Annotated in this window: 16 protein-coding genes and 1 pseudogene; 10 read left to right on the forward strand and 7 right to left on the reverse strand. The window is 65.4% G+C overall.

What is annotated here, in order from left to right; genetic code table 11:
- The first annotated feature begins 65 nt into the window (after positions 1–65).
- Positions 66–2180, forward strand: a complete 2115-nt coding sequence (locus ACT4OC_RS21785; RefSeq protein WP_444841101.1) for a 3-hydroxyacyl-CoA dehydrogenase NAD-binding domain-containing protein — start codon at positions 66–68, stop codon at positions 2178–2180.
- 74 nt (positions 2181–2254) lie between these two features.
- Positions 2255–2605: an acyl-CoA thioesterase gene (locus ACT4OC_RS21790; protein ID WP_444841123.1), complete on the forward strand. Its 351-nt coding sequence runs from the start codon at positions 2255–2257 to the stop codon at positions 2603–2605.
- A 265-nt stretch (positions 2606–2870) separates the two neighbouring features.
- Here ACT4OC_RS21790 and ACT4OC_RS21795 read toward each other — a convergent pair.
- A pseudogene (locus ACT4OC_RS21795) lies at positions 2871–3167 on the reverse strand (glycine zipper domain-containing protein); the annotation flags it as partial.
- 184 nt (positions 3168–3351) lie between these two features.
- Here ACT4OC_RS21795 and ACT4OC_RS21800 point away from each other — a divergent pair.
- From ACT4OC_RS21800 to ACT4OC_RS21835, 8 genes are all read left to right on the forward strand, one after another.
- Positions 3352–4182 carry a DeoR/GlpR family DNA-binding transcription regulator gene (locus tag ACT4OC_RS21800; protein WP_444841102.1) on the forward strand — a complete coding sequence of 277 codons (831 nt, stop codon included), beginning with the start codon at positions 3352–3354 and terminating at the stop codon, positions 4180–4182.
- A gap of 342 nt (positions 4183–4524) precedes the next feature.
- A complete protein-coding gene (gene glpD, locus ACT4OC_RS21805) occupies positions 4525–6069 on the forward strand; it encodes a glycerol-3-phosphate dehydrogenase (RefSeq protein ID WP_444841103.1) in 1545 nt (514 codons plus the stop codon).
- On the forward strand, positions 6066–7145 hold the full coding sequence (locus tag ACT4OC_RS21810) for an ABC transporter ATP-binding protein (protein WP_444841104.1): 1080 nt from the start codon (positions 6066–6068) through the stop codon (positions 7143–7145). Before glpD ends, ACT4OC_RS21810 begins: the two co-directional genes overlap by 4 nt.
- 13 nt (positions 7146–7158) lie before the next feature.
- A complete protein-coding gene (locus tag ACT4OC_RS21815) occupies positions 7159–8244 on the forward strand; it encodes an ABC transporter ATP-binding protein (RefSeq protein ID WP_444841105.1) in 1086 nt (361 codons plus the stop codon).
- Complete coding sequence (locus tag ACT4OC_RS21820) at positions 8244–9149, forward strand: carbohydrate ABC transporter permease (RefSeq protein WP_444841106.1); 906 nt, start codon at positions 8244–8246, stop codon at positions 9147–9149. Before ACT4OC_RS21815 ends, ACT4OC_RS21820 begins: the two co-directional genes overlap by 1 nt.
- Complete coding sequence (locus tag ACT4OC_RS21825) at positions 9146–9952, forward strand: carbohydrate ABC transporter permease (protein ID WP_444841107.1); 807 nt, start codon at positions 9146–9148, stop codon at positions 9950–9952. Before ACT4OC_RS21820 ends, ACT4OC_RS21825 begins: the two co-directional genes overlap by 4 nt.
- Positions 9953–10184: 232 nt before the next feature.
- Complete coding sequence (locus tag ACT4OC_RS21830; protein WP_444841108.1) at positions 10185–10511, forward strand: DUF2160 domain-containing protein; 327 nt, start codon at positions 10185–10187, stop codon at positions 10509–10511.
- Between the two features lie 137 nt (positions 10512–10648).
- Positions 10649–12430, forward strand: a complete 1782-nt coding sequence (locus ACT4OC_RS21835; protein ID WP_444841109.1) for an ABC transporter substrate-binding protein — start codon at positions 10649–10651, stop codon at positions 12428–12430.
- A 151-nt stretch (positions 12431–12581) separates the two neighbouring features.
- Here ACT4OC_RS21835 and ACT4OC_RS21840 read toward each other — a convergent pair whose 3' ends face one another.
- The 6 genes from ACT4OC_RS21840 to ACT4OC_RS21865 all read right to left on the reverse strand — a co-directional run bounded on the left by ACT4OC_RS21840 (position 12582) and on the right by ACT4OC_RS21865 (position 21643).
- Entirely contained in the window at positions 12582–14900 is a 2319-nt protein-coding gene (locus tag ACT4OC_RS21840) for a molybdopterin cofactor-binding domain-containing protein (RefSeq protein ID WP_444841124.1), read from the reverse strand.
- A 2-nt stretch (positions 14901–14902) separates the two neighbouring features.
- On the reverse strand, positions 14903–15355 hold the full coding sequence (locus tag ACT4OC_RS21845) for a (2Fe-2S)-binding protein (protein WP_444841110.1): 453 nt from the start codon (positions 15353–15355) through the stop codon (positions 14903–14905).
- A gap of 491 nt (positions 15356–15846) precedes the next feature.
- Positions 15847–16947 (reverse strand): alkene reductase, encoded by a 1101-nt coding sequence (locus tag ACT4OC_RS21850; protein ID WP_444841111.1) that lies wholly within the window; start codon positions 16945–16947, stop codon positions 15847–15849.
- Between the two features lie 186 nt (positions 16948–17133).
- Positions 17134–17637, reverse strand: a complete 504-nt coding sequence (locus ACT4OC_RS21855; protein WP_444841112.1) for a DUF1993 domain-containing protein — start codon at positions 17635–17637, stop codon at positions 17134–17136.
- 147 nt (positions 17638–17784) lie between these two features.
- Complete coding sequence (locus ACT4OC_RS21860) at positions 17785–19161, reverse strand: lytic murein transglycosylase (RefSeq protein ID WP_444841125.1); 1377 nt, start codon at positions 19159–19161, stop codon at positions 17785–17787.
- 253 nt (positions 19162–19414) lie between these two features.
- Complete coding sequence (locus ACT4OC_RS21865) at positions 19415–21643, reverse strand: lytic transglycosylase domain-containing protein (RefSeq protein WP_444841126.1); 2229 nt, start codon at positions 21641–21643, stop codon at positions 19415–19417.
- Positions 21644–22090: the final 447 nt, after the last annotated feature.

Consider the following 22090-nt stretch of genomic DNA (forward strand, 5'->3'; position numbering starts at 1 on the left):
GGCATCGCCACCGAATGCATCGGCGGCGGCCTCGGCGGCGCCATGCTGATCGAGATGGTGTGACCATGGCCGAGAAGATCATGGACGTCCTCGGCGAACGCGTGCTCGAACTCGGCCCGAGGCCCGACCCCGGCCGGCCCTATCACGATTTCCGGCTCACCCGCGATGCCGACGGTGTCGCCTGGCTGCTGTTCGATCGCGCGGACTCCAGCGCCAATACGCTGTCGGCCGAGGTGATCGGGGGGCTCGACCGCGTCCTCACCGAGCTGGAGACGAACCGTCCGACCGGCCTCGTTATCCGCTCGGCGAAAACCTCCGGCTTCATCGCCGGCGCCGACGTCAACGAATTCCTCGGTGCTGCCGATCCCAAGCAGGTCGAGACCGCGATCGGTGGCGCCCATGCCGTGATCGACCGGCTGGAGGCGCTGCGTGTCCCGACCGTGGCCGTCATCCACGGCTTCTGTCTGGGCGGCGGCCTCGAAGTCGCGCTCGCCTGCCAGATGCGCATCGCCATCTCGGATGCGCGGTTCGGCTTCCCGGAGGTGATGCTGGGCCTGCATCCGGGCCTCGGCGGCACCGCGCGCTTCACCTCCCTCGTCAATCCCATGCAGGCGATGGCGCTGATGCTGACCGGCCGCACCGTCGACGCGCGCCGGGCGAAATCGCTCGGCCTCGTCGATGCCGTCTGCGAGGAGCGCCACGTCCGCAATGCCGTGAAGGACGCGATGTCCGGCAGGCTCAAGCGGGCCAAGAAGAGCCCGCTGGTGACGTTGCTCTATCTCGGCCCCGCCCGCCGCCTGCTCGCGGGCCGCATGCGTTCTGAAGCGGAGAAGGCGGCGCCCCATGAGCATTATCCGGCGCCCGACGCCCTGATTGACATCTGGGAACGCCACGGCGGCAACAAGGCCGCGATGCTGGCGGCGGAAAAGGCCTCGTTCGCCTACCTCATGGTGACGCCGACGGCGCAAAACCTGATCCGCGTCTTCTTCCTGCGCGAGCAGATGAAGAAGCTGGCCGGCTCCGGCAACGGGATCGAGCACGTTCACGTCATCGGCGCCGGCGCCATGGGCGGCGACATTGCCGCCTGGTGCGCGGGGCAGGACCTTCGCGTCACGCTCGCCGACATGAAGGCCGAGCCGATTGCTTCGGCGATGAAGCGCGCCGCCGATCTGTTCGGCAAGATCCTTCGCAAGCGCACCGCCTCGCGCGACGCGCTCGATCGCCTGATCCCGGACATGGTCGGCGAGGGCGTGCGCGGCGCCGACCTCGTCATCGAGGCGGTGCCGGAAAAGCTCGAATTGAAGCAGAAGGTCTATGCCGCCATCGAGCCGAAGATGAAACCCGGCGCGATCCTGGCAACCAATACCTCCAGCATCCCGCTGCAGGACCTGCGCACCACGCTCTCGAGGCCGGAGCGGCTGCTGGGGTTGCATTTCTTCAATCCGGTGTCGCGGCTGCAGCTGGTCGAGGTCGTCAGCCATGACGGCACCGACGCGACGCTGCACAAGCAGGCGCTCGCCTTCGTCGGCGCGATCGACCGCCTGCCGTTGCCGGTGAAGAGCTCGCCGGGCTTCCTCGTCAACCGCGCGCTGACGCCCTACATGCTGGAAGCCATGGTGATGCTGGACGAGGGCATCGACCAGACCGTGATCGATGCCGCCGCGAAGAAATTCGGCATGCCGATGGGCCCCATCGAGCTCGCCGACCAGGTCGGCCTCGACATTTGCCTGGACGTCGGCGACATGCTGCGCTCGAAGTTCGGCGACGCACTGCCGCCGACGCCGGCCTGGCTGCGCGACAAGGTCACGCGCGGCGAGCTCGGCCGCAAGGCGGGCCGGGGCTTCTACGTGTGGAAGGACGGCAAGCCCGAGGCGCCGCTGGGCTTGAAGCCGCAAGGAGCCGCGCGCGAGCCGGCCGAGCCGACGCCGGAAATGATCGATCGCCTGGTGCTGCCGATGTCGAACGTCTGCGTCGGGTGCTTGCGCGAAGGCATCGTCGACAATGCCGACGTGGTCGACGGTGCGATGATCTTCGGCACCGGTTACGCGCCGTTCCGCGGCGGTCCGCTGAACTATGCCCGCACGCGCGGGCCGGAAAATGTCGCCGCCACCCTGCGCGCGCTGGCGCAGAAGTTCGGCGATCGCTTTGCGCCCGATGCCGGCTGGGAGACCTTCAAGTGACCGAAACGCAAGCTCACGCGCCCGTGAGCGACGAGACCGGGCCGCGCGGCGATCTCTGCACGCGCACGCTCGCCATGCCCGCCGACACCAACGCCAATGGCGATATCTTCGGCGGCTGGCTGCTCAGCCAGATGGACATTGCCGGCGGCGTCGCGGCGTCCAAGGTCGCAAAGTCGCGCACGGTCACCGTCAGCATCGACGCGATGAATTTCCGCAAGCCCGTCTATGTCGGCGATCTCGTTTCCGTACACGCCAACCTGGTTCGTGTCGGCCGCACCTCGATGACCATCCATCTCGAGGCCTGGGTCGTGCGCCGCAAGGAGACCAAGCCGATCCTGGTGACCGACGGCAACTTCACCTATGTCGCGATCGACGAAGAAGGCCGCCCGCAAGCCATTCAACGAAATGAGCCGCTGACCGCCTGAGGCGGGCTTGGTGTCATGCCCCGCTTTATGCGGGACATCCAGTACGCCGGGTCGCCAGTTGGGAATCAGAATACCTGCCGCGGAGTACTAGGTTGCCCGATCAAGCCGGGCAACGACACGGAGGTTGCTCAACTCAAATACAACGCCGGCGATAGCCGTAGCGATCGATGAACGTGCCGTCGCGCGGATCGAAGGTCGGCGAGCGGGTGCAGGCCGGGCCATAGACTTCGCGGCTGTAGTAGCGCGGAGGCGGGGGCGGCGCTGCGCAATAGGCCGGATCGACCGCGACGTAGTAGCCGTCGGCGCGCGGCATGTAGCAGCCGTTCTGATAGTAGTAGTAGCCGCCCGGCCGTGGATCGCCCTGCGCCGCCACGGCCGCACCGGTCGTTGCACCCAATACCGCGCCGACCGCGGCGCCGCGGCCGCCGCCGAGCGCACCGCCGAGAATCGCACCGGCCGCACCGCCAAAGATGGCGCCGCCAAGCGCGTCCTGCGCTGCGGCCTGCCTCGGCGGAATCAGGGTCGCCAGCGCAAGCAGCGCTATCAGTGCCAATCTGATCATTCTCTGTTTCTCCGGTGGGTGATGCTTCCTACCACGATTCGCAGGTTCAACCGGTGGAGGTCAAGCCCGGGCATGGTCCGGATCGGGCTCAAAAGTCATCATTTTTCGGCGTTTTCGCGGGGCAGGGATCGTGCCCCGGCTGTGGCGGCGTTGACCGCGCCTGCAAACCGCCGCACCATGAGCCATGGCCGGACTGTCGCATCGCCAGACCGAGATACTCAACATCGCCCGCGCCTTTGGCCGGGTGATGGTGGAGGATCTCGCGCGCCGCTTCGAAGTATCGGCGCAGACCATCCGGAAAGACCTCAACGACCTCTGCGACCAGCGCACGCTGACCCGCATCCATGGCGGCGCCATCATCGCCTCGGGCGTCGAGAACCTCGCCTACGAGGCGCGCCGCTTCGTCGCCGCCGAGGAGAAAAAGGCGATCGGGGCTGCCGCCGCCGCGCGCATCCCCAACGGCTGCTCGCTCTTCATCAACATCGGCACCACCACGGAAGAGGTCGCCAGCGCGCTGACCTCGCACGAGGACCTCCTCGTTATCACCAACAACCTCAACGTCGCGATGCTGCTCTACCGCCATCCGCGCATCGAGGTGATCGTCGCCGGTGGCACGGTGCGCCGCGCCGACGGTGCGGTGGTCGGCTCCACCGCCACGCACCTGATCAGCCAGTTCAAGGTGGACTACGCCATCATCGGCGCGTCTGCGATCGACGAGGAGGGCGCGCTGCTGGATTTCGACTATCGCGAGGTGCAGGCGGCGCAGGCGATCATCGCCAATGCGCGCAGCGTCATGCTGGTGGCGGACTCGACGAAACTGCGCCGTAGCGCCGCGGTCCGTATCGCCCACCTCTCGCAGATCCAGACCTTCGTCACGGATTCTCCCTTGCCCGCTGGGCTAGCGAGCATCTGCAGCCACCGCGGCATCGAAGTAGTCGTTGCAATGGACAAGCCCGTCGCCGATATCGACGAAGGCGCGCCCGAGCCCGCCCCGCCGGCGCTGCGGAGCGTTTAGGCCCAATCCCTCAACTCGTCATCACCCGCGACCCGTCTCCGCCAAGGCTCCGCCGGGGTTGAGCATTGGGCCCGCCGAAGCTTTAGCGAAGGCGGCAAGCGGGTGATCCAGTATTCCAGAGACATAGGTGGCTGAACCGAGCAGCCGCGGCGTACTGGATGCCCCGCTTTCGCTGGGCATGACAGCGGCGAGTGACGGCGCGACTCGAAGGACCAGGGCCCCCAACGAAGGACGAAGTGTCGCAAATCCATCTTTCGCTTGCTTTCGTTTTTCTTTGTGCTTTATTCAAAAACGAAAGCTAAGTCGCCAAAATGAAAACGGCGATTGCCGGGGAAGCGTTCGTTGGATCGGGTGTACGACCTCGCCATTATCGGAGGCGGAGTGAATGGCTGCGGCATCGCGCGCGATGCGGCAGGCCGGGGAAACTCTGTTTTTCTCTGTGAAATGAATGACTTGGCGAGCGGGACGTCGTCCTGGTCGACCAAGCTCGTGCATGGCGGCTTGCGCTATCTCGAGTATTACGAGTTTCGCCTGGTGCGCGAGGCCCTGATCGAGCGCGAAATCCTCTGGCAGATCGCGCCTCATATCATCCGGCCCCTGCGTTTCGTTTTGCCGCACCATTCCGGGTTGCGGCCGGCCTGGTTGCTCCGCCTCGGGTTGTTCCTCTACGACCACATCGGCGGCCGTCACCTGCTGCCGCCGACCCGCTCGGTGGACCTTGCGAGCGATGCCGTCGGCAAGCCGCTGATATCAGGCCGTTACAAAAAGGCTTTTGAATATTCCGACTGTTTCGTCGACGACGCGCGCCTCGTTGCGCTCAACGCGCGCGACGCTGCCGACCGCGGCGCCGACATCCGTACCCGCGCCCGCGCCGCCGAGATCCGGCAGGCCGACGGCATCTGGCAGCTCACGGTGGAGGACACCCTGAACGGCGGCCGAAGCACCATCCATGCCCGTGCGCTGATCAATGCCGGCGGCCCCTGGGTGGAGCAGGTCCTGAACTCCGGCGCGGGCGTCAATGCGAAAGCCAAGGTGCGCCTGGTGCAGGGCTCGCACATCGTGGTGCGCCAGCTCTATGCCCACGACCGCGCCTACATGTTCCAGAACGCCGACGGCCGCATCGTCTTCGTCATTCCCTATCAGGACGATTTCACGCTGATCGGCACCACCGACCGCGATTATGACGGCGATCCCGCCAAGGTGAAGGCCAGCGCGGAAGAGATCGAATATCTCTGCAAGTCCGTCAGCGAATATCTGGCCAAGCCCGTCAAGCCCGAAGACGTCGTCTGGACCTATGCCGGCGTCCGCCCGCTTTATGACGATGGCGCCAGCGAAGCCAAGGCCGCCACGCGCGACTACGTGTTCGAGCTCGACACGCCCGGCGGCGCGCCGTTGCTGTCGATCTACGGCGGCAAGATCACGACCTATCGCCGCTTGGCGGAAGAGGCACTCGAACGTCTCGCGCCTTATCTGCACAGCGCCAAGGCCAAGGAAGGCTGGACCGCGACCGCGCCATTGCCCGGCGGCGACATGGATGTTTCCGCCGTGGTCGCGCTCACCGCGGAGCTGATGCGCGAGCATCCGTTCCTCGTGCATGCGCACGCCAACCGGCTCGCGCACGCCTACGGAACCCGTGCGACGAAATTACTCGGCAACTCCAGGTCGATGTCCGATCTCGGGCAATGTTTCGGTGATACGCTTACCGAGGCCGAGGTGCGGTATCTCATGGCGAATGAATGGGCCGTAACCGCCGAGGACGTGGTGTGGCGCCGCTCCAAGCTCGGCCTCCGCCTGACGTCTGCAGAAATCTCGGCCCTCGACGACTGGATGGCGGTCAATCGGGATTCGCGTGAGCGTCCACTGCGCGAAGCGGGGGCGCGGCCATGAGCGTCACCCTCGACCATGTCACCCGCACCGTCGACGGCGTGCCGCACATCCGCGACGTGTCGCTGACGCTGGAGCGCGGCACGCTCAGCGTCCTGCTTGGGCCTACGCTGTCGGGCAAGACCTCGATCATGCGGCTAATGGCCGGTCTCGACAAACCGGCCGCCGGCCGCGTGCTGGTCGACGGCAAGGACGTCACCGGCATCGATGTGCGCCAGCGCTCGGTCGCGATGGTGTATCAGCAGTTCATCAACTATCCCTCGCTGACGGTTTACGAGAACATCGCCTCTCCACTGCGCGTGCAGGGCCGGCCGAGGGAAGAGATCGACCGCCGCGTGCAGGAAGCGGCAAGGTTGCTCAAGCTCGAGCCCTTCATGAACCGCACGCCGATGCAGCTCTCCGGCGGCCAGCAGCAGCGCACCGCGATCGCGCGTGCGCTGGTCAAGGGCGCCGACCTCGTGCTGCTCGACGAGCCGCTCGCCAATCTCGATTACAAGCTGCGCGAGGAGCTGCGCGCCGAGCTGCCGCGCATCTTCGAGGCGTCGGGCGCGATCTTCGTCTATGCCACCACCGAGCCGTCGGAAGCGCTGCTGCTCGGCGGCAATACGCTCTGCATGTGGGAAGGCGAGGTGCTACAGCACGGCGAGACGCCGAAGGTCTATCGCCATCCCGACACGCTGCGCGTCGCGCAGGTGTTCTCCGATCCGCCGCTCAACATCGTCGGCATCGAGAAGAGGAACGGCAGCGTTTGCTATGCCGGCGGCGGCGAGGCGTCTGCGACCGGCCTTTATGCCGCGCTTCCCGACGGCGCCTACCGCGTCGGCTTCCGCGCCCATCAGCTCGAGGTCGCCAATGGCGCCGCCGGCCGCCACGTCTTTCCCGCCACCGTCTCGGTGACCGAGATCACGGGTTCGGAAAGCTTCGTGCATCTGCATCGCCAATCCTCCAACTGGGTCGCAGTGCTCCACGGCGTGCATGAATACGAGCCCGGCACGAGGCTCGACGCGGCGCTCGATCCCGACAACATCTTTGTCTTCGACGCGGCCAATCGTTTGGTCGCATCACCCAAGAGCTCGTGAGGGGAGATGCGAGATGGCCCGCATTGACCTCGTCGACCTCGCGCACTCCTACGGCGGCAACGACGCGCCGCCGGCGTCCTTTGCGCTGAAGCCGGTCACCATGACCTGGCGGCAAGGCGGCGCCTATGCGCTGCTCGGCCCGTCCGGCTGCGGCAAGACCACGCTGCTCAATCTCATCTCCGGCATCGTCACGCCCTCGCGCGGAAAAATCCTGTTCGACGGCGCCGACATCACGCAGGCGACCACCCAGAAGCGCAACATCGCCCAGGTGTTCCAGTTCCCCGTCATCTACGACACCATGACGGTTGGCGAGAACCTGGCCTTCCCGCTCAAGAACCGCGGCGTACCGGCGGCGGACATTGCCGCGCGGGTCAGGCAGATCGCCGATCTGCTCGACCTCACGCCCTACCTCAATCGCAAGGCGACTCGCCTCACCGCCGACGCCAAGCAGAAGATCTCGCTCGGCCGCGGCCTCGTCCGCTCGGATGTTGCAGCCGTGCTGTTCGACGAGCCGCTCACCGTGATCGATCCCGAATTGAAGTGGCAGCTTCGCTCGAAGCTGAAGGCGCTGCACCGCGAGCTCGACCTCACCATGATCTACGTAACCCACGACCAGACTGAGGCGCTGACTTTCGCCGACACGGTCGTCGTCATGCATGACGGCCGCGTGGTGCAGAGCGGCACGCCGGCCGAGCTGTTCGACAAGCCGGCCCACACCTTTGTCGGCTATTTCATCGGCTCGCCCGGCATGAACATCGTGCCTGCGCAGGTCAGCGGCCGCGAGGCGCGCATCGACGGCCACATCATTGCGCTCAAGCGCAGCTACAACGGCCTTGCTCCGGGTGTGAGGATCGAGATCGGCGTACGCCCGGAATTCGTCGACATCGCCGCGCCCGCGCCGGGCCTGCTCGCGGCCGACATCGAGCGCATCGACGACCTCGGCCGTGTCCGCTTTGCGCGGGTTCGCGTCGGCGACGCAAAGCTCGCCGCGCGCGTGCCGCCGGGCTTCTCGCCCGCGGGCAGCGGCGTAAGCCTCGTGTTCGATCCCGCGCATGTGCACGTCTACGCCGACAGTCTTCTCGTCGAGGGAGCCTCCTGATGGAAAAGACCGTCAACCAGAAGGCCTGGTTCCTGGTGCTGCCGGTGTTCCTGATCGTGGCGTTCTCCGCGGTCCTGCCGCTGATGACGGTTGTGAACTATTCGGTGCAGGATACGTTCGGCAACAATCAGTTCTTCTGGAACGGCGTCGGCTGGTTCAAGGAGCTGCTCGATCCCCACACCGACCTCGGCGAGCGCTTCCTCGCCTCGATCGGGCGCAATCTCTTGTTCTCCGCGATCATCCTCGCCATTGAGGTGCCGCTCGGCATCGTCGTGGCGCTGTCGATGCCGCGCCATGGCTGGCAGGTCGCCGCCTGCCTCGTCATCCTCGCCCTGCCGCTGCTGATCCCGTGGAACGTGGTCGGCACCATCTGGCAGATCTTCGGCCGTCCCGACATCGGGCTGCTCGGCTACGTCCTGAACAGGATCGGCTTCAACTACAATTACGTTTCCAACGACCTCGACGCCTGGTTCACCGTGGTCGTGATGGACGTCTGGCACTGGACCAGCCTGGTCGCGCTGCTCTGCTACGCCGGCCTGAAGTCGATTCCCGACGCCTATTACCAGGCTGCGCAGATCGACGGCGCCTCGCGCTGGGCCGTGTTTAAGGCGATCCAGCTGCCGAAGATGAACCGCGTGCTGCTGATCGCCGTGCTGCTGCGCTTCATGGACAGTTTCATGATCTACACCGAGCCGTTCGTCGTCACCGGCGGCGGGCCCGGCAACTCCACCACCTTCGTCTCCATCGAGCTGGTCAAGATCGCGCTCGGCCAGTTCGACCTCGGCAAGGCTGCCGCGCTCTCGCTGGTCTACAACATCATCATCCTGATCGTCTGCTGGGTGTTCTACACCGTAATGACCAATGCCGGCGCCGAGCGGCCCGCAAAGAAGGAGGGCGTCGCATGAGCACGATTCCCGGCCGTCGCATCATCATGACGGCATTCCTGATCTTCCTGTTGTTGCCGATCTACTGGCTCGTCAACATGAGCTTCAAGACCAACAACGAGATCGTCACGACCATGCACCTGTGGCCGTACCAGCCGACGATCGAGAACTACAAGCGCATCTTCACCGACGATAGCTGGTATTCCGGTTACATCAACTCGCTGAAATACGTCATCATCAACACCATCATCTCGATCTCGGTCGCGTTGCCGGCGGCCTACGCTTTCTCGCGCTACCGCTTCCTCGGCGACAAGCATCTGTTCTTCTGGCTGCTGTCGAACCGCATGGCGCCGGCGGCGGTGTTCGCGCTGCCGTTCTTTAACCTGTATTCGGCGATCAACCTGTTCGATACGCCGTGGGCCGTGGCGCTGGCGCACTGCATCTTCAACGTGCCGCTGGCGGTGTGGATTCTCGAAGGCTTCGTCTCCTCAGTGCCGCGCGAGATCGACGAGACCGCCTTCCTCGACGGCTACTCCTTCCCGCGCTTCTTCGTGAAGATCCTGATTCCGCTGATCGCGAGCGGCATCGGCGTCGCCGCGTTCTTCTGCTTCATGTTCTCCTGGGTCGAGCTGCTGCTGGCGCGTACGCTGACTTCGGTCGCGGCCAAGCCGATCTCGGCCACCATGACCCGCACGGTTTCCGCCGCCGGCGTCGACTGGGGCCTCTTGGCCGCCGCCGGCGTGCTCACCATCATCCCCGGCGCGCTCGTGATCTGGTTCGTCCGCAACTACATCGCGCGCGGCTTCGCGCTCGGACGGGTGTGATCATGAGAAACTCGAGCCGCATCCTCCACTTCACCTCTCCCCGCGCCTGTCCGCCGAAGCCTCGGCGAAGGCGGATGCGGGGAGAGGTCGGATCGCATCGAAGATGCGATCCGGGTGAGGGGGTACAGGTCCATCGACAGTCTGCGCTCGCTGAGAGAAGCCCCTCACCCCAACCCTCTCCCCGCAAGAGCGGGGCGAGGGGGCACACCTCGCCGTATGGATGGAGGTAGGCATGGAACACATTGCATGGATGGCCTGGACGTTGCCGACCGCGATCTTCTTCGCGGCGCTGGCCTCGACCCTGGGCGTCATGACCTGGCTTGCGGTCGCTTATCCGGAAGCGGAGCGCGTAGGCGTCCTGCGCATCCCGACCACGCGCGGCGACCGCCTTTTCATCTCGCTGGTTCTAGCAGCCGTCATTCACCTGCTTTGGATTGCATTCGTCGGGATCGATCCGATCGCAACTTTGCCGATCGGGGAGGGCGTGGAGATATCGAGCCTGTGGCTCGCAACACTGATTTCGCTTGGCGCGGCCGTTGCGATCTTTCGCACCGTCTGAATCAGGCGAGAAGGGGCTGATCCGGGGTCAACCCGGACTTGAGGACGAGCATGATGCGGAAAAGTGGATACGGGATTTCCGGCAAGATCATGCTCAGAACGAAAGAGTTTTTGTCGCTTTTAACGGAGGAAACCAAGATGCGACACTTGAGGAGAAGCAAAGAAGGTCTTCTGGCCAGGACCAGCGCTGCGGCGCTGTTTGCGGCCACCATGACGATCGCCGTACCCGCTTTCGCGGACGACGCCACCATCCAGAAATGGATCGACAGCGAATTCCAGCCCTCGACCTTGTCCAAGGCCGATCAGCTGAAGGAGCTGCAGTGGTTCGAAAAGGCCGCGGCCCCCTTCAAGGGCATGGACATCAACATCGTGTCGGAAACCATCACGACACATGAGTATGAGTCCAAGACGCTGGCCAAGGCCTTCACGGAAATCACCGGCATCAAGGTCAAGCACGACCTGATCCAGGAAGGCGACGTGGTCGAAAAGCTGCAGACCCAGATGCAGTCCGGCAAGAACGTCTATGACGGCTGGATCAACGACTCCGACCTGATCGGCACGCATTCGCGCTATAACCAGACGGTGATCCTGTCGGACTACATGGCCGGCGAGGGCAAGGACGTCACCAATCCCGGGCTCGACGTCAACGACTTCATCGGCAAGTCCTTCACCACGGGGCCGGACGGCAAGCTTTACCAGCTTCCCGACCAGCAGTTCGCGAACCTCTATTGGTTCCGCTACGACTGGTTCTCCAATCCGGAGTACAAGGCCAAGTTCAAGGCCAAGTATGGCTACGATCTCGGCGTGCCCGTGAACTGGTCGGCCTATGAGGACATCGCCGAGTTCTTCACCAACGACATCAAGGAGATCAACGGCGTCAAGGTCTATGGCCACATGGACTATGGCAAGAAGGATCCCTCGCTCGGCTGGCGGTTCACCGACGCCTGGCTGTCGATGGCCGGCAATGGCGACAAGGGCATCCCGAATGGTAAGCCCGTCGACGAATGGGGCATCCGCATGGAAGGCTGCCGTCCTGTCGGCTCAAGTGTCGAGCGCGGCGGCGACACCAACGGTCCTGCGGCGGTCTACTCGATCACCAAATATCTCGACTGGATGAAGAAGTATGCCCCGCCGCAGTCGCAGGGCATGACCTTCTCGGAAGCGGGCCCGGTGCCGGCGCAAGGCGCGATCGCCCAGCAGATCTTCTGGTACACTGCCTTCACCGCCGACATGGTGAAGCCCGGCATCCCGGTCGTGAACGCGGACGGTACGCCGAAGTGGCGTATGGCGCCGTCGCCGCACGGCTCGTACTGGAAGGACGGCATGAAGCTCGGCTACCAGGACGCCGGCTCCGCGACGCTCCTGAAGTCGACCCCGCCGGACCGTCGCAAGGCGGCCTGGCTCTACCTGCAGTTCATCGTCTCCAAGTCGGTGTCGCTGAAGAAGAGCCATGTCGGCCTCACCTTCGTCCGTGAGTCCGACATCTGGGACAAGTCGTTCACCCAGCGCGCGCCCAAGCTCGGTGGCCTGATCGAGTTCTACCGCTCGCCCGCGCGCGTGCAGTGGACCCCGACCGGCAACAACGTGCCCGACTATCCGAAGCTGGCCCAGCTGTGGTGGCAGAACATCGGCGATGCGTCGAGCGGCAACAAGACGCCGCAGCAGGCGATGGACGCGCTGGCCGCGGCCCAGGACTCCGTGCTCGAACGTCTCGAGAAGAGCGGCGTGCAGAAGGAGTGCGGTCCGAAGCTGAACAAGAAGGAGACCGCCGAGTTCTGGTTCGCCAAGGTCCAGAAGGACGGCACGCTCGCCCCGCAGCGCAAGCTCGCCAACGAGAAGCCGAAGGGCGAGACGGTGGACTACGACGCCCTGATCAAGTCGTGGCCCGCCACCCCGCCGAAGCGGGCGGAGGTGAAGTGACGCCGCTTCCCGTCATTGCGAGGAGCGCAGCGACGAAGCAATCCATGCGTCCATAACACTGGATTGCTTCGCTTCGCTCGCAATGACGAACTAACCAAAAGGCCGGGAGCGATCCCGGCCTTTCCTCTTTTCCTCTGGCCCTGCGTTCCCCTCACGCCTCCAACTGCTTGCCGATCGGCAGGGCGCGGATGCGTTTTCCCGTCGCGGCGAAGATCGCGTTGATCAGCGCCGGCGCAAATGGCGGCACGCCCGGCTCGCCGACGCCGCTCGGCGGTGTGTCGGGACCGGGAGGCACGATGTAGACATTGGTGAGCGCAGGCGCTTCGTCGATCCGGATGACTGGGAAGTCGTCGTAATTGCCTTGCTGCACCTTGCCGTCCTTGAAGGTGATCTCGCCATGCTTCACGAGGCTCAGGCCCATGATTGCGGCGCCCTCGATCTGCGACTGGATCCGCTCCGGATTGACGTAGGTGCCGCAATCGATCGCGGTATCGACCCGCGGCACCGTGAGCTTCCCTTTTTCGTCGACCTTAACCTCGACGATGGTCGCGATATAGCTGACGAAGCTGCGATGCGCGGCAATGCCGAGCCCGTGTCCCCTGGGGACGGATCGTCCCCAGCCGCCCTTGTCCGCGACCAGCTCGACGACCTTGCGAAGACGTGCGGTGTCGATCGGGTAGCTGTCGTAGGGCTCGCCGTAGTTCCAGAGGTCCTTCACCGAATCGAGCTTGAGGATCCGGGGCGATCCGATCAGCTCCAGCAGCATGTCCTTTTGATCGCGCTTGGTCGCATGGGCGATTTCACCGACCATGGACTGCACCGCGAAGGCGCGCGGGATGTTCGACACGGCGCGGAACCAGCCGATGCGGGTATGCGCGGCCGCTTCCGGATTCTCGCATTGGACGTTGGCGATCTCGAAGGGCATGTCGACGAGGCCCATGCCGAGCTCGAACGGCGCCTGATGCTTCGCACCGGCGGCAAATGTCGAGGCGATGCTCGGTGCGACGCTGCGATGCCGCCAGGCCGTCACCTTGCCGCTCTTGTCGATGCCGGCCTCGATGCGCTCCACCGAGACCGTGTGCAGGAAGCCGTTGCGAACGTCGTCGTCCCGCGTCCATTGCACCTTGACGGGCGCGCCGAGCTCCCTGGAAAGCAGGCCCGCTTCGATGGCGAAATCGCACTTCGACTTCCGCCCGAAGCCGCCGCCGAGCAGGGTGACATTGACGGTGACGTTCTCTTGGGGAATGCCGAGCGTCTTTGCGACGTCCTCGCGCGTTCCGCCCGCGCTCTGCACCGGCGCCCAGATCTCCACCTTGTCGCCCTTGACGTCGGCGACCGCAACCGGCGGCTCCATGGCGACGTGGGCGAGATGCGGCAGATAGTATTCACCCACGATCACCTTGTCGGCGCCCTTCAACGCGGCTTCGACGTCACCTTCCTTGCGCACCACGAGGCCGGGCTTGCGTGCGGCTTCCTCGAGCTGGGTCCTGTAGGCGGCTGAATCGTATTTGCCGTTGGCGCCATCGTCCCAGACGATCTTCAAGGCGTCGCGGCCCTTGATCGCAGCCCCGGTGTTGCGCGCTATCACCGCGACACCGCCGAGCGGCTGGAATTTCGACGGCCACGGCCAGCCCTTGACCTCCATCACCTTTTCGACGCCGGAAACCTTCATCGCTGCCGATCCGTCGAACGAGGCAACCTTGCCGCCGGTCACCGGCGGGCGGGCGATGACGGCGTATTTCATGCCGGGCAGGCGGACATCGGCGCCATAACGTGCGGCGCCCACCGTGATGTCGCGGAGGTCGACCATGCTGATCTGGCCCTTGCCCAGATAGCGGAAATCCTTCGGCTCCTTCAGCTTCAGGCCATCGACATTGGGCACCGGCTCCTTGGCGGCATCGGCCGCCAGGTCGCCGAACCCGATGCGTCGTCCGCTCGCGCTGTGGACGACCTCGTGATTAACCGCCTTCACTTCGCTCGCCGGCACGCCCCAGCGTTTCGCCGCGGCGGCCTCCAACATCGTGCGCGCCGACGCGCCGATCTGGCGCATCGGCATCAGGTAGTGACGCGTGCTGCGCGATCCGTCGGTATCCTGGTTGCCGAACTTGGCCTCGTCGCCATGCGCATGCTGCACCTTTACGCGCGACCAGTCGGCCTCCATCTCTTCGGCAACGATCATCGGCAGGCTGGTACGCACGCCAGTACCCATCTCGGCGCGGTGCGCGACGATCGTGACGATGCCGTCCGGGGCGATCGCCACGAACACGCGCGGGTCCGCCACGGTGCCGTGCGGCATCTCGCCCGCACCGGTCTTGTACGCGGCGAGGGCAGGCCGTGACATCACGGGCGCGGCCAGCACGAAGCCGCCGGCCAGCCCGAGACTTTTTAAAATGCTGCGACGTGAAACATTGTCGACCTTGACGTAGCGCTCAAAGCCACGAAGCTTTTTGGGGTTGGTGATGATGTTGATGGTCACACCCCCGTCGAAGCGAGATGAACCGCGTTCTCGATGCGCTGGTAGCAGCCGCAGCGGCAGATGTTGCCCGCCAGCGCTTCGCGGATCTGGTCGTGGGTGGGCTTCGGGTTCTCCATCAGGAGCGCAGCCGCCTGCACGATCTGACCGGCCTGGCAGAATCCGCATTGCGGTACGTTGAGCTGGCGCCAGGCTTTCTGAACGGCATGATCGCCTGTGGGATGAAGGCCTTCGATCGTCGTCACGTCCCGACCGACGACGTCGGAAACCGAGGTAATGCAGGCGCGAACCGCCTGCTTGTCGACGATGACGGTGCATGCGCCGCATAGCGCCTGGCCGCAGCCGTATTTGGTGCCCGTCAAGCCGGCTTCATCGCGCAGGAACCAGAGCAATGAAAGATCCGGGTCGCCGTCCCAGCTTCGTTCCTGACCGTTAATCTTCAACTTGATCATGTTGGGCCTCTTTTTTGTGCATTGTTGTGCCGCGTCGAGAACAGGTTCGCCGGAACCGCCTGTACGACCCCAAGCAAAACTGCTCGCGCCGATAACTGCCGAATAGGATCTGCTGGATGTCTGCGCTACGGGAGTTCCGCGACGCTACAACAAAGCGCGGCATGCGCGGTTCACAATACGTTGTTTATGATCGCGCAAATTCGCTGCGCTCGCAAACGGCACCCTCGCTGCGCAGCATCCGGAAAACGAAAACCAAAGGCCGGGAGCGATCCCGGCCATTTTCGCTCCGGGCTTTGCGCCTTCTCTTCTCACCTCGCCCCGCGTGCGGGGTGAGGTCGGATCGCATCGTCAGATGCGATCCGGGTGAGGGGGACTCTCCGCGAGTCGAATGCGTGGAAGCAGCCCCTCACCCCAACCCTCTCCCCGCATCCGCCTTCGCCCGAAGGCGGGCTTCGGGGACAAGAGAGCGGGGCGAGGGGGCGCACCGAGCCCTACTCCGCCGCCTCCGCCGCCGCCAGCGTCGGATAGTCCGTATATCCCTTTGCACCGCCGCCGTAGAACGTCGCCTTGTCCGGCGCATTCAGCGGCGCGCCCCTCTTCAGGCGCTCGACGAGGTCGGGGTTGGCGATGAAGGGTTTTCCAAACGCGATGAGATCGGCCGCATTCGCATCCAGCACCTTGTTCGCCAGCGCGAAGTCGTAGCCGTTGTTGGCGACGTAGGCGCCGCTGAAGCGCTTGCGCAGCGACGCATAGTCGAACGGCGCGTTGTCGCGCGGTCCGCCGGTGGCGCCCTCGATGACGTGGATGTAAGTCAGCTTCAGCGCGTTGAGGCCGTCCACGATGTAATCGAACAGCGGCTGCGGGTTGGAATCGGAGACGTCGTTGGCCGGCGTCACCGGCGAGATGCGGATGCCGGTGCGCTCGGGGCCCGCCACCGCGGCGACCGCCTTCGACACTTCCAGCATCAGCTTCGCGCGGTTCTCGATTCCGCCGCCATAGGCATCGGTGCGCTTGTTGGTGCCGTCTTTGGCGAACTGATCCAGCAGATAGCCGTTGGCGCCGTGAATCTCGATGCCGTCGAAACCTGCGGCCAACGCATTCTCGGCGCCGCGCTTGAAGTCGTCGATGATGTCAGGAATCTCGGAAAGCTCAAGCGCGCGCGGCTCGGAGATGTCGGTGAAGGTGCCGTTCACGAACGTCTTGCCCTTGGCGCGGATGGCGGAGGGCGCCACCGGCTTGCCGCCGCCGGGCTGCAGCGAGTCGTGCGAGATGCGGCCGACATGCCAGATCTGGATGAAGATGCACCCGCCGCGCTCATGCACGGCCTCGGTGACCTTGCGCCAGCCTGCGACCTGATCCTTCGAATGGATGCCGGGCGTATCCTGATAGCCCTGGCCCTGCTGCGACACCTGGCTCGCCTCGGTGATCAAGAGGCCCGCGGAAGCGCGCTGGCCGTAATACTCGACCGCGAGCGGGCTCGGCACCATGCCGGGCGGCACCGCGCGGTTGCGGGTCAGCGGCGCCATCACCAGGCGATTGGGCAGCGTGATCGGGCCGAGCTTGAAGGGCTCGAACAGTTTGGACTGGCTCATGCGAGGGCTTTCGAGAAATGGAAGATGACGGAAGAGTTGGGTATGGCGAGCCTTTGCGCAAGCGGCAAGCCATTCGCGCGGCGCAGACGTGCCAGTCGTAGCAGATTTTCCGCGCATTTGCCGCGCGGGCAGCATCGGTCTTCTCTCGAATACCCGGATGCCGGTTCATTCGTCATGGTCGACGATCTACCTGACCCCGAGAAAATCCCGCTTGCCGATCTCTACGCCGTTGTGGCGCAGGATGCCGTGGGCGATGGCGGCGTGGAAATAGAAGTTCGGCAGCGCGAATCCGGTCAGGTATTGCTGGCCCTTCAGCGTCATCTGGTTGCTAGGGCCGACCGGGAAGGTGACGTCGCGGCTCTCCGCGCCGTCGAACTGCGCCGGCTTGTACGCTTTCACATAGTCGATCGTCCTCGCAATGCGTTGGCGCAGCTCCTCGAAGCTCTTTTCGGTATCTGCGGTGGTCGGCACCTCGCCCCCCGTCAGCCGCGCGCAGGTCTTGGCGGCGAAATCGCACACCGTCTGGATCTGCGGCGTCAGCGGAAACATGTCCGGATAGAGCCGCGCCGAGAGCAGCACCTCGGGCTGGATGTTCTTCGCCTTGCAATGCGCTTCGGCCTTTTCGAGGATGCCGTCGAGGGCGCCGAGAATCTGCAGGAATGCGGGTACGGCGGCGTCGTGGAAGGACATGTGAGCGCTTCTCCCTGAGGTTTTTCGGGAGAATCTCTAGCACGTCATTGCGAGCGAAGCGAAGCAATCCAGTGTGAGGAAGCGCGGTGGATTGCTTCGTCGCTTCGCTCCTCACAATGACGATTCCCCTCACCATGAGGGAAGAAATCACCGCGCCTGCGGCATTATCGCGCCCGCGGGCAGCGCCTGCGCGCCGGGGCCGCGCATGCGCGCCAGCAATTCCGCGGTCGGCCAGGAATCCGCGGGCAGGCCGTATTTCTGCTGCATCGCCTTGACCGCGACGCGGCTCTGCTGGCCGAGCACGCCGTCGACCTTGCCGACATTGTGGCCGGCGCGCACCAAGAGCTGTTGCAGCTCCTTGACCTCGGCAAACTGCAATTGCGCCACCGGCTGCGCGGGCTGGCGCATCGGCGGTGCGCCGGCAATTCTCGTCGCCAGGTAGCCCGCGGTGGTCGCGTAGATCAGCGAGTTATTCCACTCGGTATAGGCTGCGAAATTCGGATACGCCATGAACGCCGGACCCGTGCGTCCCATCGGCAGCAGCACGGAGGCGGGCAGGTCGTCGTTCGGCAGCGGCTTGCCGTCGGGATAGGTCACGCCCCACGCCGCCCATTTCGAGCGCGGGTGCTTGGTCGAGAGGTCCGTCTGCTCCCACGGCAGGTTCGGCGGCATGCGCACCTCCTGCAGCCACGGCTCGCCGCGCCGCCACTTCAGTCCGGTCGCGATGTAATTCGCGGTCGAACCGATCACGTCGGGCGCGCTGCGCAACAGGTTGCGATGGCCGTCGCCGTCGTAGTCCACGGCATAGTTGAAATAATGCGTCGGCAAAAACTGCGTCTGGCCGAGCTCGCCGGCCCAGGAGCCGATCATCTCGCTGGCTGAGAGATCGCCGCGCTCGAGAATCTTCAGCGCCGCGACGGTCTCGTTCTGGAACATCTCCGAGCGGCGGCAGTCATAGGCCAGCGACACCAGCGAAGGCAGCGACGGCAGATTGCCCATGTTGGCGCCGAAATCGCTCTCCAGCCCCCAGAACGCGGCGATTACGGCCGGCGGCACGCCATATTCCTTCTCGGCGCGCGCGAACGCCGCCGCGTGCGCCTTGATGCGCTGCTGGCCCTGCTGCATGCGATAGACGGCGGCCATGCGCCCGGCAAACTGGGTGAAGATCTGGCCGAACACGCGCTGGCCGCGGTCGCGGTTGACGATGCCCTGGTCGTAGACGAGGTAGGGCGCGGCGGCGACGAGCGTCCGCTGCGAGACGCCTTCGCTCGCAGCGCGCTGCTTCAGCTCGGCGAGGAATTTGTCGAACGAGGCCCCGCCGTGACACGCCGCCGCGCGCGGCGAGGGCGTCGTCGCCACCGGCCTCGGCGCGGACGGCGCGCCGGGGGCCGGCGCGGTCGCGCCAGGTCGTGTCCCTCCCGGCGCGGTGCGCGCCGTCGGCTGTTGCTGAAACAATTGCGCGGAGGCCGCGGAAGAGATCAGCAGCGCGGCTGCCATCGCCACCGGTTTCAATACGCGCGTCATCGTCGGCATGCCCATCCCCGCTAGCTCCAAGGAGTCCGCCGATTTGTAGCTGATTCTTCACCTCTCCCCGCGTGCGGGGAGAGGTCGGATCGCATCGAAGATGCGATTCGGGTGAGGGGGATTCTCCGCGAGTCCCGATGTTGAGACAGCCCCTCACCCCTACCCTCTCCCCGCATCCGCCTTCGCCCGAAGGCGGGCTTCGGCGGACAAGAGAGCGGGGCGAGGGAGTACATCCAATATCCCGGTCGATTTGTCACTGCACCCCGGCGTCGGCCGAGGTGGATGCCGCGGCCTTGGCGGGGGCGGCGGCATTCGTCTGGCCCGGCGCGGGCGCCCGTGCGGCGGCGCTGGCCGGGACCGGGGCCGGCGCCTGCTCGCGCCCGGCCATGGCGGGCGCCGATGTGCCGGTGCCGAAGCGGGCGCGGTAGACGCCGAGATTCTCGATCACCCGCTGCACATAGTTGCGCGTTTCTGAGAAGGGGATGCGCTCGACCCAGTCGACCGCGTCGACATTGGGATCGCGGGGATCGCCGCGCAGCTTGATCCAGTCGCGCACGCGGCCCCGGCCGGCATTGTAGCCGGCGAAGGTCATGATCAGCGAACCCTTGTATTCGCTCATCAGCGCGGAGAGCTCGCCGGCGCCCATCTGCGTGTTGTAGACGGGGTCCTTCTTCATGCGCTTCCAGTCGTATTTGGTGCCGAAACGCTTGGCCGTGTCCTTGCCGGCTTCCGGAGTGATCTGCATCAGGCCGACCGCATCGGCGGGCGAATGGACGCGCTGGTCGAACGCGCTTTCGGTGCGCGCCACCGAATAGATCATGCCGTGCTCGGTCGCCGGCTCCCACTGCGTGTGCGGCGGAATGCCGACGGTGGGGAAGGCGTAGTGCTCCATGGCAAAGCCGCGGCCGAGCGCGTTCTTGCCGAGCTGCAGCATGGCGATCGCGTCCTCGCGAGCGTAGGTGAGGTCGCCGAGCGCGGCCATCGCGGCTTCATCCTGGCACTCCTCGCCGAGATCGTGCGCGAACGTCTTGACCAGGTCCTTTTCGCCGACGGCATAAAGCATGGCGGCGGCGCGCACGCGCTCGTCGGTTGCCGCCGCCGTCTTCTCCGGATGCGGCATGCGCAACTCGACCGGCTCCAGGCCGAGCTTCCTGCGCGACATCTGCCCGTAATAGGCGGTCGGGTACTTGCTCGACGCCTCGTAGAACGCGCGCGCGGCGTGCGCATTGCCGGCCGCTTCCGCCGCGCGGGCACGCCAGTAATTGGCGCGCGCCAGCGTGATCGGATGGGAGAGGCCCTTGTCGATATCGGCGAAGTATTTCGCGGCGGTGGCGGGGTCGCCCAGGTAGCGCAGCGCGATCCAGCCCGGCATGAAGGCGTAGTCCGCCTTGTAGGCATCCAGCCCGGGCGTCGCCGCGTCCTTTACCACGTCGTAGGCGAGCTGGAATTCGCCCATGTCGAGCAGCTTGCGCGAGATCGTGCGGCGGTCGCGCCACCATTCGTCGGTGTCCTGCTGCGCCATGGTCTCGGGCGCCGCAGCGACGATCGTCTTCGCGGCCTCGACGATCTTGTCCTTCTTCATCGCCCATTTGACGCGGCAGAGAACGTAGCCGAGATCGGCGCGCGCTTCCTCCGGCACGTCGTTGAGCTTGCCGAGCGCCTTGTTGGCGTCGCCCTTCACCGCCGAACACGCCTTCACGATCGCGACGTAGTCGTCGCCGAGCCGCTTGGCGGCGCGCATCGCCGCGCCAAGCTCCTTGGCGCCGATCCGTTTGTCCATGCGCGCGCGGTGGTCCTCGCGCGCGAGCAGATCGCGAAACTCCTCATACGCCGCTTCTTCGGTGGCTTCGCCGAGTTCCTCGGCGCGCCAGGCCGCCTTCACCTCGCGCGCGGCGGCGAGGCGATCGCCTTCGGCAAGCCGCGCCCGCGCCAGCGCGAAGCGGCCCTTGGCGGTCAGCGGGGTCTTGTCGGCGAGGAATGCGCGGATGGTGGCCACATCGGCCTTCTCCTGCCACAGCCGCGCTTCGGCGCGGCGGCGCATCAGCGCCTGGCTCGGCCAGGCCGGGTTGTCGGCCATGAACGCCGCAAAGCGGGCAAAGCGCGCCTGGGTCTCGCCCTGGCGCAGGATGAACCATTCGGCGAGCTTCTGCCCGGCGGGATCGGCGATCGTCTTCGCCGCTTCCGTGGCATCGTCCGTCTCGCCCTCGCGCGCGAGATCGAAAGCCTTCTTCAGCACGGCAAGATCGCCGGTCAGGGGCGGCGCCGACGGCTTGTCGTCCTCGTCGTCGTCATCGTCGGCGGCGGGTTTCTTGCCGCGCTTGGTCTTGGCGGCGTGCTTGGCCGGCTTGCCCTTGCGATGCGCCGTCTTCTTGGCGGCAGCCTTTTTGCCGGCAGCCTCGCGCGCGGGCTTTGAGTCCTTCTTCGCCGCAGCCTTCGGCTCCGGCTTCTTAGCCTCCGGTTTCTTCGCCGCGGGCTTCTTCATTTCCTGCTTCTTTGCCTCGGGCTTCTTCGCCGGCTGCGTCGCGCCCTGCTTCGGATTGGCGGCGGCATTCGCGGACGCCGGCGCGGCGAGCCAGCAAACCGCGCCAAGCGCGATCAGGGTAACGAAGCCGGCAACGATGTCCTGGAGTCGCTTCGCGTGGGTCTTTGCCATACGCTTCCTTGAAACGAAGGGAGTGGGCGCGGGTTCCGTGTAGCGGCAGGCCTGCTTTAGCACGCGACGAAGTGATTTGTCCGGCCCGGTGCTTCCGGAAAAACACCGGTTCCCAACGTAAAATCGCCGCAATGTCGTTTGGCGTCGTGCCTCGTCAAACGTTAACGCGCGTCACGGCCGAGCCCGGTGCGCGACGAGGAGGGAGCAGCGTCTTGCCGCAATGGCCGCGCAGGCGGGCCGCGCCGCGGCCACAACCTCTTCGCGAGTGGGTCCGCA

Source organism: Bradyrhizobium sp. (genome assembly GCF_052389815.1).
Taxonomy (GTDB): Bacteria; Pseudomonadota; Alphaproteobacteria; order Rhizobiales; family Xanthobacteraceae; genus Bradyrhizobium.

Bases quoted from the DNA above. Each gene is read 5' to 3' on its own strand.
- ACT4OC_RS21835 (WP_444841109.1), top strand. From the start codon at position 10,649: ATGCGACACTTGAGGAGAAGCAAAGAAGGTCTTCTGGCCAGGACCAGC.
- ACT4OC_RS21865 (WP_444841126.1), bottom strand. From the start codon at position 21,643: ATGAAGAAGCCCGCGGCGAAGAAACCGGAGGCTAAGAAGCCGGAGCCG.
- ACT4OC_RS21860 (WP_444841125.1), bottom strand. From the start codon at position 19,161: ATGACGCGCGTATTGAAACCGGTGGCGATGGCAGCCGCGCTGCTGATC.
- ACT4OC_RS21820 (WP_444841106.1), top strand. From the start codon at position 8,244: ATGGAAAAGACCGTCAACCAGAAGGCCTGGTTCCTGGTGCTGCCGGTG.
- ACT4OC_RS21850 (WP_444841111.1), bottom strand. From the start codon at position 16,947: ATGAGCCAGTCCAAACTGTTCGAGCCCTTCAAGCTCGGCCCGATCACG.
- ACT4OC_RS21855 (WP_444841112.1), bottom strand. From the start codon at position 17,637: ATGTCCTTCCACGACGCCGCCGTACCCGCATTCCTGCAGATTCTCGGC.
- ACT4OC_RS21815 (WP_444841105.1), top strand. From the start codon at position 7,159: ATGGCCCGCATTGACCTCGTCGACCTCGCGCACTCCTACGGCGGCAAC.
- ACT4OC_RS21785 (WP_444841101.1), top strand. From the start codon at position 66: ATGGCCGAGAAGATCATGGACGTCCTCGGCGAACGCGTGCTCGAACTC.
- ACT4OC_RS21790 (WP_444841123.1), top strand. From the start codon at position 2,255: ATGCCCGCCGACACCAACGCCAATGGCGATATCTTCGGCGGCTGGCTG.
- ACT4OC_RS21845 (WP_444841110.1), bottom strand. From the start codon at position 15,355: ATGATCAAGTTGAAGATTAACGGTCAGGAACGAAGCTGGGACGGCGAC.
- ACT4OC_RS21830 (WP_444841108.1), top strand. From the start codon at position 10,185: ATGGAACACATTGCATGGATGGCCTGGACGTTGCCGACCGCGATCTTC.
- ACT4OC_RS21800 (WP_444841102.1), top strand. From the start codon at position 3,352: ATGGCCGGACTGTCGCATCGCCAGACCGAGATACTCAACATCGCCCGC.
- ACT4OC_RS21810 (WP_444841104.1), top strand. From the start codon at position 6,066: ATGAGCGTCACCCTCGACCATGTCACCCGCACCGTCGACGGCGTGCCG.
- ACT4OC_RS21825 (WP_444841107.1), top strand. From the start codon at position 9,146: ATGAGCACGATTCCCGGCCGTCGCATCATCATGACGGCATTCCTGATC.